General features: G+C 71.0%; 11 protein-coding genes. 5 read left to right on the top strand and 6 right to left on the bottom strand.

From position 1 onward, the window contains the following. Positions 1 to 107: 107 nt before the first annotated feature. Genes ACWDR4_RS09245 through ACWDR4_RS09255 form a run of 3 tightly spaced genes read right to left on the bottom strand, consistent with a single transcriptional unit; the run spans position 108 to position 3,986 of the window. Entirely contained in the window at positions 108 to 2,507 is a 2,400-nt protein-coding gene (locus ACWDR4_RS09245; protein WP_450405956.1) for a xanthine dehydrogenase family protein molybdopterin-binding subunit, read from the bottom strand. A gap of 1 nt (position 2,508) precedes the next feature. After that, complete coding sequence (locus ACWDR4_RS09250; RefSeq protein ID WP_450405959.1) at positions 2,509 to 3,096, bottom strand: (2Fe-2S)-binding protein; 588 nt, start codon at positions 3,094 to 3,096, stop codon at positions 2,509 to 2,511. Further along, entirely contained in the window at positions 3,096 to 3,986 is an 891-nt protein-coding gene (locus tag ACWDR4_RS09255; protein WP_450405962.1) for an FAD binding domain-containing protein, read from the bottom strand. The genes ACWDR4_RS09250 and ACWDR4_RS09255 overlap by 1 nt, the downstream gene beginning before the upstream one ends. Positions 3,987 to 4,248: 262 nt before the next feature. On the opposite strand from ACWDR4_RS09255, the gene ACWDR4_RS09260 reads away from it, so the two are divergent. Together ACWDR4_RS09260 and ACWDR4_RS09265 are read left to right on the top strand one after the other, a co-directional pair. After that, the gene (locus ACWDR4_RS09260; protein ID WP_450405965.1) at positions 4,249 to 5,931 is read left to right on the top strand and encodes a PucR family transcriptional regulator; all 1,683 of its coding nucleotides are present in this window, start codon (positions 4,249 to 4,251) and stop codon (positions 5,929 to 5,931) included. Positions 5,932 to 6,166: 235 nt separating this feature from the next. Further along, positions 6,167 to 6,940 carry a hypothetical protein gene (locus ACWDR4_RS09265; protein ID WP_450405968.1) on the top strand — a complete coding sequence of 258 codons (774 nt, stop codon included), beginning with the start codon at positions 6,167 to 6,169 and terminating at the stop codon, positions 6,938 to 6,940. 100 nt (positions 6,941 to 7,040) lie between these two features. On the opposite strand, the gene ACWDR4_RS09270 is transcribed toward ACWDR4_RS09265, so the two are convergent. Further along, the gene (locus ACWDR4_RS09270) at positions 7,041 to 7,901 is read right to left on the bottom strand and encodes a GntR family transcriptional regulator (protein ID WP_450405970.1); all 861 of its coding nucleotides are present in this window, start codon (positions 7,899 to 7,901) and stop codon (positions 7,041 to 7,043) included. Positions 7,902 to 8,151: 250 nt separating this feature from the next. Here ACWDR4_RS09270 and ACWDR4_RS09275 point away from each other — a divergent pair, with 250 nt between their 5' ends. Both ACWDR4_RS09275 and ACWDR4_RS09280 read left to right on the top strand, forming a co-directional pair. After that, positions 8,152 to 8,994, top strand: coding sequence for a (2Fe-2S)-binding protein (locus ACWDR4_RS09275; RefSeq protein WP_450405973.1), 843 nt, complete (start codon positions 8,152 to 8,154; stop codon positions 8,992 to 8,994). A 354-nt stretch (positions 8,995 to 9,348) separates the two neighbouring features. Beyond that, complete coding sequence (locus tag ACWDR4_RS09280; protein ID WP_450405976.1) at positions 9,349 to 10,392, top strand: DUF2637 domain-containing protein; 1,044 nt, start codon at positions 9,349 to 9,351, stop codon at positions 10,390 to 10,392. 86 nt (positions 10,393 to 10,478) lie between these two features. Here the strand turns inward: ACWDR4_RS09280 and ACWDR4_RS09285 are convergent, their stop codons facing one another. Both ACWDR4_RS09285 and ACWDR4_RS09290 read right to left on the bottom strand, forming a co-directional pair. After that, positions 10,479 to 11,003 carry an ATP-binding protein gene (locus ACWDR4_RS09285; RefSeq protein ID WP_450405978.1) on the bottom strand — a complete coding sequence of 175 codons (525 nt, stop codon included), beginning with the start codon at positions 11,001 to 11,003 and terminating at the stop codon, positions 10,479 to 10,481. Between the two features lie 311 nt (positions 11,004 to 11,314). Further along, a complete protein-coding gene (locus ACWDR4_RS09290; protein WP_450405980.1) occupies positions 11,315 to 11,977 on the bottom strand; it encodes a hypothetical protein in 663 nt (220 codons plus the stop codon). A 256-nt stretch (positions 11,978 to 12,233) separates the two neighbouring features. On the opposite strand from ACWDR4_RS09290, the gene ACWDR4_RS09295 reads away from it, so the two are divergent. Further along, positions 12,234 to 13,397, top strand: coding sequence for a helix-turn-helix domain-containing protein (locus ACWDR4_RS09295; RefSeq protein ID WP_450405983.1), 1,164 nt, complete (start codon positions 12,234 to 12,236; stop codon positions 13,395 to 13,397). Positions 13,398 to 13,426 lie beyond the last annotated feature (29 nt).

Genomic DNA, 13,426 nt, shown 5'->3' on the forward strand with positions numbered 1-13,426 from the left:
CTGCTTTTCAGGGGCGCGGGGAACTGCGCGACCAGCCACGACGGCGCCGCAGCAGATCGACACCCCCCGCCCAACCCCCGGAGGGCCCGCACCCTACAACGAACCGACTACGCCGTACCCGTCAGATGCTCCGGCCGTACCGGCGTCTTCGTCAGCTCCAAGCCCGTCGCGTTCCGGATTGCCGCCAACACGGCCGGAGTTGATGACAAAGTCGGCGCCTCGCCAACACCGCGCAACCCGTACGGAGCGTGCTCGTCGGCGAGTTCGAGCACATCGACCGGGATGGTCGGCGTGTCGAGAATCGTGGGGATCAGATAGTCCGTGAAGGAGGGGTTCTTCACCTTCGCGGTCTTCGGGTCGACGATGATCTCCTCCATGACCGCGATGCCCAGGCCCTGGGTGGTACCACCCTGAATCTGGCCCAGCACGGACAGCGGATTGAGCGCCTTGCCGACATCCTGCGCGCAGGCCAGCTCGATCACCTTCACCAGACCCAGTTCCGTATCCACCTCCACGACCGCCCGGTGCGCGGCGAACGAGTACTGGACGTGTCCGAAGCCCTGGCCGGTACGCAGGTCGAAGGGTTCGGTCGGCCGGTGCCGCCACTCCGCCTCGACCTCTACGGACTCGTCGCCGAGGACGTCCACCAGGTCGGCAAGGACCTCGCCGGCGTCCGTCACCACCTTGCCGCCCTCCAGGAGCAGCTCCGCCGTGGCCCAAGCGGGGTGGTAGGAGCCGAACTTGCGGCGCCCGACCTCCAGGACCTTCTCGCGCACCAGCTCGCACGAGTTCTTGACGGCGCCACCGGTGACGTACGTCTGCCGAGAGGCCGAGGTCGAACCCGCCGAGCCCACCTGGGTGTCCGCCGGGTGGATCGTCACCTGGGCGACACCCAGCTCGGTGCGGGCGATCTGGGCGTGGACGGTGACGCCGCCCTGGCCGACCTCCGCCATGGCCGTGTGGACCGTGGCCACCGGCTCGCCGCCGACAACCTCCATGCGGACACGGGCAGTCGAGTAGTCGTCGAAGCCCTCGGAGAAGCCGACGTTCTTGATGCCGACCGCGTAGCCGATCCCCCGGACGACGCCCTCGCCGTGGGTGGTGTTGGAGAGGCCGCCCGGCAGCTGACGTACATCTGCCGCCTCGCCCGCCGCCAGCCACTGCTGCTCCGGAGGCAGAGGCATCGCCTTTACTCGGCGCAGGAGTTCGGCGACCGGGGCCGGGGAGTCGACCGCCTGCCCGGTCGGCAGCAGCGTGCCCTGTTCCATCGCGTTGAGGCGGCGGAACTCGACCCGGTCCATGCCGACCGCGTCGGCGAGCTTGTCCATCTGGGCCTCGTAGGCGAAGCAGGCCTGGACCGCGCCGAAGCCGCGCATCGCGCCGCAGGGCGGGTTGTTGGTGTAGAGGGCGATGCAGTCGATGTCGACGTCGTCGATGACGTACGGGCCGGCGCCCAGCGAGGCCGCGTTGCCGACGACCGCCGGGGAGGCGGAGGCGTACGCGCCGCCGTCGAGGACGATCCGCGCCTTCAGGTGGGTCAGCTTGCCGTCCTTGGTGGCCCCGTGCTCGTAGGTGAGCTTGGCGGGGTGGCGGTGGACGTGCCCGAAGAAGGACTCGAACCGGTTGTAAACGATCTTCACGGGCTTTCCCGTGCGCAACGCCAGCAAACAGGCGTGGATCTGCATCGACAGGTCCTCGCGCCCGCCGAACGCGCCGCCGACACCCGACAGCGTCATCCGGACCTTGTCCTCGGGCAGGCCGAGCACGGGCGCGATCTGGCGCAGGTCCGAGTGCAGCCACTGGGTGGCGATGTAGAGGTCGACTCCGCCGTCCTCCGCCGGGACCGCGAGGCCCGACTCGGGGCCCAGGAACGCCTGGTCCTGCATGCCGAAGGTGTACTCGCCCTTGACGATGAAGTCGGCCCGGGCGCGAGCGGCTTCCACGTCGCCGCGGATGATCGGCTGGCGGTGGACGATGTTCGGGTGGTCGACGTGTCCGACGTGGTGGTCGGTGCGGTTGTCGTGGATGAGGATCGCGTCCGGGGCGGTGGCCGAGGCCTCGTCCGTGATCACCGGCAGTTCGCGGTACTCGACCTTGATCTTCGCGGCGGCGCGGCGCGCGGTCTCCGGGTGGTCGGCGGCGACGATGGCGACCGGTTCGCCGTGGTGGCGGACCCTGCCGTGGGCGAGGACCGGGGTGTCCTTGATCTCCAGGCCGTAGGTCTTCACGTCGGTCGGCAGATCGTCGTACGTCATGACCGCGTACACGCCGGGCAGGGCCAGGGCCTCGGCCGTGTCGATCGAGACGATCTCGGCGTGCGCGGTCGTGGAGCGCAGGATCTGGCCCCAGAGCATGTCCTCGTGCCACATGTCGGAGGAGTACGCGAACTCGCCGGTGACCTTGAGGATGCCGTCCGGGCGGAGCGTGGACTCGCCGATGCCGCCCTTGGTCTTCGAGCCCTGGGTGACCTTGGTGGGCGTCCCGAGGGGAGCGCTCTTGCCGGGCATGTCAGACCGCCTCTCCCTGTCGGGCCGCGGCCAGTCGGACCGCGTCCATGATCTTCTCGTAGCCCGTGCAGCGGCACAGGTTGCCCGACAGCGCCTCGCGGATGTCCGCGTCGCTCGGGTTGGGGTTCTGCTCCAGCATCTCGTCGGCGGCGACCAGCAGACCGGGCGTGCAGAAACCGCACTGGACGGCGCCCGCGTCGATGAACGCCTGCTGGATGGGGGCGAGTTCGGCGCCCTCGCCGGTCTGCGAGTCGGTACCGCCCTTGGGCTCCCACCGCTTGGCCGCGTCAAGTGACGTACCGCAGGCGCCCGTTCCGCAACTGCCGTGTTCCGTACGCTGTTTGGCGTAGTCGGCGAGCCCCTCGACCGTGACGATCTCGCGGCCCTCCGCCTGTCCGGCCGCGACGAGACACGAGCACACCGGTACGCCGTCGAGGCGGACGGTGCACGAGCCGCACTCCCCCTGCTCGCAGGCGTTCTTCGACCCCGGCAGGCCGAGCCGCTCCCGCAGGACGTACAGCAGGGACTCGCCCTCCCACACGTCGTCCGCTTCCTGCGGACGTCCGTTCACCGTGAAATTGACGCGCATCAGGCGACTCCCTCCGTGCGGGCGGCGGTGCCGCGGTACGACTCCCAGGTCCACGTCAGCGTGCGGCGGGCCATCACGCCGACCGCGTGGCGGCGGTAGCTCGCGGTGCCCCGGACGTCGTCGATCGGGTTGCAGGCGGCGGCGCACAGGTCGGCGAACTGCTTGGCGACCGACGGGGTGATGATCTTCCCGTTGTCCCAGAAACCGCCCTCGTCGAGCGCCGCGTTCAGGAACTCCTCGGCGGCCTTCGCCCGGACGGGTGTGGGCGCCGCCGAGCCGATCCCCGTACGGACGGTCCGGGACTCCGGGTGCAGCGCGAGGCCGAAGGCGCAGACCGCGATGACCATGGCGTTGCGGGTGCCGACCTTCGAGTACTGCTGGGGGCCGTCCGCCTTCTTGATGTGGACGGCGCGGATCAGCTCGTCGGGCGCGAGCGCGTTGCGCTTCACGCCGGTGTAGAACGTGTCGATCGGGATCAGCCGGGTACCCCGTACGGACTCGGCCTCCACCTCCGCGCCCGCGGCGAGGAGCGCCGGGTGGGCGTCACCGGCCGGGGAGGCGGTGCCGAGGTTGCCGCCGACGCCGCCACGGTTGCGGATCTGCGGGGAGGCGACCGTGTGCGAGGCGAGTGCCAGGCCCGGCAGCTCGCCGCGCAGGTTCTCCATGATCCCGGTGTACGGGACCGAGGCGCCGAGTCGGACGCTGTCGCCGCCCGTCTCCCACTCGTAGAGATCTCCGATACGGGTGAGGTCGAGCAGGTACTCGGGCCGACGGTGGTCGAAGTTGATCTCGACCATCACGTCGGTGCCGCCCGCGATCGGCACAGCGGTGGGGTGCTCGGCCTTCGCGGCGAGCGCCTCCTCCCAGCTGGCGGGGCGAAGGAAGTCCATGACCGGCTCTTTTCCTCTTCGTCTCGTACGTGGCGCCATTGGCTCGTTCATGTGCTGTTCACAGGGGATGAGGTCAGTACACAGCGCTGTGCTCCGCCCGGGTCAGTCACGGAAACCATGAAGGAGTTGGCTGGCCAGGGCGATCGTCTTGTAGATTCGTATGAACAGGGGTCATCAGTAACCTCTCTGATTTTCCCCGGAAACAGTGAGCGCCGCGCAGGCGGAAAAGCGCGGCTCGCAAACAGAACGGCGGCGACGAGAAATGCGGCTGCGCGCACTGCTGGACACCGACGCGCTGGGCCTCAGGCTGCTCGGCGGCGAGGACGAGCTGGACCGCACCGTCCGCGGGGTGATGACCACCGACCTCAGGGACCCCAGCCGATACCTCTCCGGCGGCGAGCTGGTGCTCACCGGCCTGGCCTGGCGCCGCGACCCGGCGGACTCCGAGTCGTTCGTACGCCTTGTGGCGGGGGCCGGGGTCGCGGCCCTGGCCGCCGGTGAGGCCGAGCTGGGGGCCGTCCCTGACGACCTGATCGCAGCCTGTGCCCGGCACCGGCTGCCGCTGTTCGCGGTGCACGAGTCGGTGGCGTTCGCGACGATCACCGAGCATGTCGTGCGGCAGGTGTCCGGCGAGCGTGCCGGGGATCTGGCGGCGGTCGTGGACCGGCACCGCCGGATGATGACCTCGGGTCCTGCGGGCGGCGGCCCCGACGTGGTCCTGGACCTGCTCGGCTCGGACCTCGACCTCCGTGCCTGGGTCCTCTCCCCCGCCGGACGTCTCATCGCGGGCTCGAAGGTCTCGGGCCCCGCCCCGGCCCCCGACGTGTGCGCGACCCTGGCGGCCGAGCAGCTGACGGCGGCCCGCACCGGCCGACGCGGACCCCACCGGGTGGCGGTGGGCGGCACGACGTACTCCCTCTTCCCCGTGCGCGGCAACGGCCGTACCGCCGCCGCGCAGGGCGGCTCGCGGGACGTACGCGAGACCCTGCTGTCCGACTGGCTGCTCGCCGTCGAGGCGGACGCCGGGGACTGGCCGGCGGAGCGGCTCGATCTGCTGCAGGGCGTCACGCAGCTGATCGCGGTCGAGCGCGACCGGCGCGACACGGCCCGTACGGTACGGCGGCGGCTCGCGCAGGAGGTCCTGGAGCTGGTGCAGACCGGCGCGGCGCCCGCCGAGATCGCGGCCCGGTTGCGGGTCGCCGCGCCGGTACTGCTGCCCGGCCTCGGCGCGGCCCCGCACTGGCAGGTCGTCGTGGCCCACGTGGACTGGGCCGGCGGTGAGATCGAGGGCGGACCGGTGGCCCAGTCGTTGCTGGAGGAAATCCTCGTCGACCCGCTCCTGACGGGCCCGGAGCCCTCCGACCGGATCGCGGTGGCCCAGACGGGGGACGAGGCGATCGCCCTCGTACCGCTGCCGGCGGTGTCGTCGGAGCACGACGGTTCGGAGACGGGAATCCTCGCCGAGGAGCTGCTCGCCGCCGTACGGGACCCGCTGTCGGCGGGCCTGGACGACGACGGGCGGCTCACGATCGGCGTCAGCGCGGCCGTGCACTCGGCGGAGGGGCTGCGCGGGGCACTGGAGGAGGCACGGCACGCGCGCCGGGTGGCCGCGGCGCGCCCCGGCCGGGTGTGCGCGGCGGGCCACCAGGAACTGGCCTCCCATGTCCTCCTGCTCCCGTTCGTCCCGGACGACGTCCGGCGCGCCTTCACGGCCCGTCTCCTCGACCCCCTGCGGGACTACGACCGACGCCACCGGGCCGAGCTGATCCCGACGCTGGAGGCGTTCCTGGAGTGCGACGGCTCGTGGACACGGTGCGCGACCCGGCTGCATCTGCATGTGAACACACTGCGGTACCGGGTGGGGCGGATCGAGCAGTTGACGGGGCGTGATCTGTCTCGGCTGGAGGACAAACTGGACTTCTTCCTGGCGCTGCGGATGAGTTGAGCCTGCGGCGGCTTTGCGGTGACGGGTTCGGTGTCAGGGGAGCGTCCGGTGACGGGGTGTGCGGGGCGTGCGGTCCTGGCGTGCGCCGGGTGGGAGCGGTTGAGCGGCAACCGGGGCACTCGATCTTCCCCGACTTTGTGAAATCCTTCACCTACCCCCTTGGCCGGGCACTGGGATTCATGCTGAGATGCCGCCACCACTCAACAAGCTCGATGGCGTGCTCGGGGAGGGCAACGTGGCGCATACCGCCATGTCTGGTTACGGAACGACCTCTGGTGACGATCCCCTCCAGACCGCGGTATGGCGGCTGCGCTCACGCGCCTGCTGGGCGGACGCGGCGGCGCTGCTCGACCCCACCACGGCCGACGCCTCGCTCCAGCGGGCCGCGCTGCTGGTGGAGCGGTGCCTCTACACCGAGCAGGGCTGGGGAGAGGCCGAGGACGCGCTCCGTACGGCGGAGGCGCTGGCCCAGAGCGACGACGAGCGGGGCGCGGCGGCGTGTGAGCGCGGGCAGCTGGCGTACGCGTCGACGCTGCTCGGCGTGCGGGACCGGGCGGACGAGGCGCGGGCCGCGCTGGGGCGGGCGGCGGCGCTGATCCCTCCGGGGGCTTCCGGGCGGGCGGTGCTGGACTTTCGGCGGGGGTTGCTGGCGGAGAACCTGGCGGGGTCTCCGCAGGCGGCTCGGGCCGCGTATCGGCGCGCCCACGCGGGGGCCACCGCGCATGCGGATCCGCTGCTGCTGTCGTTCACTTGGCGTCATCTCGCCGGACTCGCGCTGCGGGACGGGGAGTTGGCGGAGGCGCGGCACGGGTTCAGTGAATCGCTGCGGATTCGGGAGGAGTTGGGGTATCTGGTGGGGACCGCGCCGGCGTTGGCTTCGCTCGCCGATGCGGAGTCCGAGCCGGAGGCTTCTCGGTTGCGGGCCGAGGCTGGGCGGTTGTTTCGGTTGTTGGGTGGGGTGCCTACGTGGTTGGCGCGGCAGTTGGCCCCGCCGGCTGCGTCTGCGTAGTCGCTTGGGTGCGCCAACTGGGTGGGGTGGTTCGGTTGTTTTGGCGACTGCCGGTCCGTTGTGGCTTGTCGCGCAGTTCCCCGCGCCCCTTGAGGGCGCTTCAGTGGGCGCCTGTTACATGGGTCCGCACCAGGGACTGGACCACTGTCACGTCTCCTGCCGCCAAGGCATCCAGCAGAGCCATGTGATCCGCCGCGTCCGCCATGAGTGCCGCCGGTTTTGCGCCCACCAGGGGCCACTGGGCTCGGCGGTGGAGGTCCTCTGCTATCTGGACGAGTTGGGTGTTGCCGGTCAGGGACAGGACCGCTCGGTGGAAGGCTCGGTCGGTTTCGGCATAGGTGGCTCGGCAGCCGGTGGAGGCCGCGCGGGCGGTGGCATCGGCCAGGGGGCGGAGTTCCGTCCAGCGTTCCGCCGGCACCGTGCGGGCCAGGCGGAGCATCACCGGGAGTTCGATCAGGGCGCGGATCTCGGCCAGCTCGGCCAGCTCGCGGGCGCCGCGTTCCACGACGCGGAAGCCCCGGTTCGGGACGACCTCGACGGCGCCTTCCAGGGCGAGCTGCTGCATCGCCTCGCGGACGGGCGTCGCGGAGACGCCGAAGCGGTCGCCGAGCGCGGGGGCCGAGTACACCTCCCCGGGCGCCAGCTCGCCCCCGACGAGCGCGGTGCGCAGCGCGTCGAGGATCTGGCCGCGCACGGAGGAACGCTGGACGACGGGGCGTGCCTGCTCGGTACGGGGGAGCGGGATCGGCCGCTCACTGTGCGTGTGCTCGCCCCGGGCGGCGGTGACCGGCGCACCGGTTCCCGCGTCCGGACGGGCCGTCGGGGCGCTCGCCCCCTGACGCCACCCCCGGTCCACGTCCGCGGCCCTGGGCTGCGGTGGAACGCGTACGGCACCCGGGCGTGAAGCCGGGACCCCTGTCTCGGGCGAGCCGTGCGCGCCCTGTGGGCCGGCGTGCTGCACGGGGGCCTCCTCCGGGCTAGATGGCACCTTGACGGCACATGGGGTCATTACGGCGGGTTGTTACTCGCCCGTCAAGCACCATAGGCGCACATTCCGTCAGTTCAAATCCCGATTCGCGTCCAGGTTCGAATCCGGGCCGGATCCGGTGTTAAATCCGGATCACATCACGGGCATGATGGGTAAGGTAAGGCTTACCTTTGATCTTCATCTTCGGTCTTCGAACGATCTCTCGAGATGCGGTGGTCCCGACATGTCCGCTCCCGTACAGGCCCGGTCCGCCGTCGCGGACTCGTACGACCGGCTCGCCGAGGCCTACTCGCACGCGACGGTCGTGGAACTGGGCCCCGGACAGGAGCATCCGCGCGGCGACGGCTGGGTCCTGGCCGCCGGGCTCGCGGCGGCCGGCGCCGACCTCGACTCCTTCCTCGCCTGGGACCACGAGCAGGTCGTGCGGGACTACGAGGAGCCGGGCCGCCCGGACGTCGTCGCCGGTTTCGGACTGCACCGGTACGCATGGACCGCCTGCCTGCTGATCACCGTGCCGTGGTTCCTGCACCGCCGGGTACCCCGGCTGCCCGTGGAGGACGTCTCCTATCACCGCGTGGACGGGCACTTCCGTGTCCGTCCGGGCACCTTCGCCTGCCTGCCCGGCGACCCGGCGGCCACTCTGCCCGGCGCCCGGGTCGTCGGCGACGAGGAGGCACTGCGCGGGGAGGTCCGGGCGGCGCTCACCGAGCACCTGGAGCCGCTGCTCGGCGGTTTCGGGCCGCGGATGCGGCGGCGCGGCCGGGCCCTGTGGGCCGTGGTGACCGACGACGTCGTGGAGGGCCTGCACTACATAGGACAGGTCGTCGGCGAGGCCGACCGCGCGCAGCGGGAGCTGGAGCTGCTGCTGCCGGGCTCGACCCGGCCGTTCGTCGGCTCGGCGGGCTTCCGCGAGGTGACCACGCCGGACGGCGCGACACTGCCGACCCGCGACCGGGCCAGCTGCTGCTTCTTCTACACGATCCGCCCGGACGAGATGTGCGACAACTGCCCGCGCACCTGCGAGAGCGAACGCGTCGCCAAGCTCGTGGCCGCCGCCGCGAGTTGAGGAACCCTCAGGGAACCCCTGAGGGAACCGTCAGGAGCACCCCCTGCCGTACGGGCCGGTATGACGTGCCGTAGGATCCCCGCCGTAAGATCACGTTCGATTTAGATCTCCCTAGGGTTACAGCCACTTCACAAGTTCCTCACTTGGCGCAGGAACTTTCCGTGGAACCATCCGTACGGGTAGTCTTATTCGAACTCAACTCCCGCCCCTCAAGCGGCAGTTCGAGCAGAATGTCGCCCTGAGTATCCCCTTGCACCTCCTTAGGCGGCCTCTTGCCCCGAAACCCCCTGAGGGCTGAGGGGATTGGGCCACTATGGCGGGCGTTACGCCCTATCCCAATGCAAGGGACCCCAGATGAGATTGACCGACATATCGCTTAACTGGCTGCTTCCGGGCGCCGTACTGCTCCTGGGCGTGCTGGCGGCGGTGGCGGTGCTCGCGCGCGGCAAGCGCTCCTCCGGGGCGAAGGCCGGCCAGGACGACTCGTGGGAGCGCACCGAAGAGCGCCGCAGGCGCAAGGAAGCCATATTCGCCACAGCTTCCTACGTACTCCTCTTCTGCTGTGCGGCGGTCGCCGCGGCGCTCTCCTTCCACGGCCTCGTCGGCTTCGGCGAGCAGAACCTGAACCTCACCGACGGCTGGCAGTACCTCGTCCCGTTCGGTCTGGACGGAGCGGCGATGTTCTGCTCCGTGCTCGCGGTGCGCGAGGCCAGCCACGGTGACGCGGCGCTCGGCTCCCGGATACTCGTGTGGATGTTCGCGGCTGCCGCCGCCTGGTTCAACTGGGTGCACGCGCCCCGGGGTCTCGACAACGCGGGCGCCCCGCAGTTCTTCGCCGGCATGTCCCTGTCCGCCGCGGTGCTCTTCGACCGCGCGCTGAAGCAGACCCGCCGGGCCGCCCTGCGCGAGCAGGGTCTGGTGCCGCGTCCGCTGCCGCAGATCCGTATGGTCCGCTGGGCGCGGGCGCCCCGTGAGACGTACAAGGCCTGGTCGCTGATGCTCCTCGAGGGCGTACGCAGCCTGGACGAGGCGGTCGACGAGGTGCGCGAGGACCGGCGCCAGAAGGAGCAGGCGCGACTGCGCCGCCGGGAGCAGGAGCGGGCCGAGCGCGCGCACCTCAAGGCGATCAGCCGGGGCCACCGCGGCCCGTTCGGCGGCGGTGGCGGCGGTGGCCACCAGCAGGTCGAGGTGGAGCGGGCGCCCGCCCAGGTCACCTCGGAGCCTGCCATATCCTCCGCGGAGCAGCTGCCCTTGCGCGCCCGTCCCTCCCTCCAGCCCGTTCGTGGCAGCAGTGACTCGATCACGGTCGACCTCACGGCGGAGGACGACACGATGGCCCTGCCCCGCCTCGACTCCCTGGAGCGCAAGCTCCGTGACCTTGAGAAGCAGTACGGATAAGCAGTACGGATAAGCGGTACGGCTGAGCAGTACGGATAGGCACTACCGCACGTTCTGAGCGCGACCGACACGGGGGCGCGGCCTGTTCAGGCCGCGCCCCCGTTCAGTTCGAACCACACCGCCTTGCCCACGCCGTGCGCCCTGACTCCCCACGCGTCGGCGAGGGACTCCACCAGAACCAGACCTCGGCCGTGCGTACCGTCGTCGGCGTCCGGTACGCGCAGCCTCGGCCTGCGTCCCACGAAGTCCCGTACCTCCACGCGTAATCCGTGCGGTGAGACGGTGGCCGTCAGCACCGCGTCGCGGTCGGTGTGGACCAGTGCGTTGGTGACCAGTTCGCTGGTCAGCAGTTCCGCTATCTCCGAGCAGCCGGGCCTTCCCCAGTGCCGCAGCAGCTCGCGCATGGCCCGGCGGGCCTCCGGTACTTCTCTCAGATCCGAACAGCCCAGCCTGCGCCTCAATTGCGACGCCTCCCCCCGGTTCACGCCATCGCCGTCGCCGATGCCGTGGTCTGTGTCGTTGTCGCTGCCGTTGTCGGTGGTTTCCTCCGCCGCTTTCGTCGAGAAGGCCCCGATCGTTGCGGGACCGCCCCCTCGTGCCTGCCTCTCCATGACCCCCGCCCGGACGCCGGTGTACTGTCCCCTCCTGATCGAACGCGTTCACGGGATCCATGCCCCTGACTTGAACACGGCAGTCATGTCGAATCGTCAACGACCGGATGTACGGGGCTGGTTGGACCGTTCCTGGCCGGATCAGGACGTCGACCGCGCCCACCGGGCGCTGCTGGAGAGGCGCTTGGAGCGGACGCTGCGGCAGTTCACGCGCCCGTCCAGCCGGGGAACGGGCGCGTGACGGCGGCGGACCGGCCCAACTGTCCAGTGCGGACTGCCGATCCGGCCGTAGGCCACTTCGGTACGGACGGTCAGTAGAGCTTCTTGACCGCCGTGGTCGTCGTCTTCTTGAAGGCCGGCACCGGGGCGTCCCCGAAGTCGCCCAACTGACTCCAGTCCACGACCGTGACGGCACGGCCGTCCCGGCCGACCGACAGGAGGCGGATGTCGGTGGCGCCGAACGAGGTCGTGGTGTGCAGGCCGTACACGTGCGCGCCCTCCTCGACCGGGAGCGAGCCGTAGTCCTTGGACTCGACCTCGACCTCCGGGTCGGACTGCTCGATCCGCGCCGCGCAGGAGCGGATCTCCTTGTTGAGCCGCGTGGCGAGGGCCTTGGCCTTGGCATCGCTGCCGACGACGATCGTGAGCTGGCGGGCGCTGGTGTCCAGGTCGGTGCGGAACGCGCGGTACCGGGAGTCGTAGCCCGGCAGCGCCTCGTCGAGGCAGAGCCGCAGTTCGTCCGGCACCCCGTCCCTGACCCTGTCCGCCGTCCAGGCGGAGCTGGGGTGCGGCGGCAGTTCGGCGGCCGACAGGAAGACAGGGGCCGGCGGGGTGCTCACCCTCGCCGTGGCACCGGCCGGCGCCGTGAAGGCGAGAGCGGCTGCGGTGAGGGCGGTGAGTACGGACAGCGCGGTGAGCCTGCCGGCTCTGCCGGTGCGGGTGGATGTGGTGGCGTGGACGTCGTGACTGGGCATGGGTGTCCCCCGTGTTCGGGCGCACGAATGTGCACGGATTCGCATGAGTGGGTGATGTCGTCGGCGCCGCGCCGGGTGGTCGGTCCGGCGGCGGTCGGTGCGACACCCAAAGCATCGGCCGCCGCTCGGGGCATCCGCAACCGGCGACACGCGATCTGCGACGGTGGAACCATCCCACCCTCTCTGACGTGCAGATATATGGAGTGACTGGGATGCCGTCCGGGACGCGGAAGGGCACGAGAGACGGGGGAAGGGTGTGTCGACGTACGACGACGTGGCCGAGTTCGCGGCGCTGCTGACGCGTCTGAAGGGGCGCACGGACCGCAGTTACGGCTCGCTGGCCCGCCGCCTGGACATGAACGCCTCCACCCTGCACCGCTACTGTTCCGGCGACTCCGTCCCGCTGGACTTCGCCCCGGTGGAACGGTTCGCCGCGCTGTGCGGGGCGTCCCCGGAGGAGCGCGTGGAACTGCACCGCCGGTGGATCCTGGCGGTGACGGCACGACAGCGGACGCGGACATCCACCGAGCCGGACACGTCCAGCGAACCGGACACGTCAGCCCAATCACGTACGCCCGATACGCGGGACGCCCCTGCGGTGGCCACCGCCCCCGACGAGCCCGCTCCCCTCGGCCCCCTCGGCAGTCCCACCCACCGCCCCTGGTACCGCAGCCGTCGGATCACGATCGCCACGGCCGTGGCCTGCACCCTCCTCGCCACGCTGGGCACGCTGGGGAGCCTGTCGGCCCTGTCCGCCGACCGCTCCCCGTCCGCGAAGGCCTCCCCGGCCCCCGCCGAGGCGTCCCCCGCGCCGATCACCTGGACCGCGAACTCCCAGACCTGGGCGCTCGGTTGTGGCCACGACTACGTCATCGCCAAGTCACCGAAGCAGGTCCCTCCGCCCCCGGCCGAGCAGGACGCCGGTCCCTGGGCGGCGACCCAGCGCGCGGTGCACGGAGGTGACACCAACGTCGAGATCTCGGTGCAGGGCCGGACCTCGACGGCGGTGGTCCTGGAGGCGCTCCGGGTCCGGGTGGTCGGACGGGCCGGTCCCGCCGAGGGCACCGCGTACTCCATGGACCAGGGCTGCGGCGGCGCGATCACTCCCCGGTCCTTCTCCGTCGACCTCGACAGGAACCGGCCCGTCGCCCGTTCGGTGGCCGGGAGCGACATGGGGACGCCGATCCCGGCGGTGCGCTTCCCCTACCGCGTCTCCGCCCAGGACCCGGAGGTGCTGCTGGTCACCGCCCGTACCGAGACCTGCGACTGCCACTGGTACCTGGAGCTGGAGTGGTCCTCCCAGGGCCGCGCCGGCACCGTACGCATCGACGACGCCGGACGCCCGTTCCGGACCAGCGGCATCAAGGGGCTGCCCCGCTACTGGTACTCGACGCGCGAGTGGATCCCGCGCACCGACTGAGCAACTCCCCTGCTCCGTCAGACCTGTTG

The organism is Streptomyces sp. NPDC000878 (genome assembly GCF_053599695.1).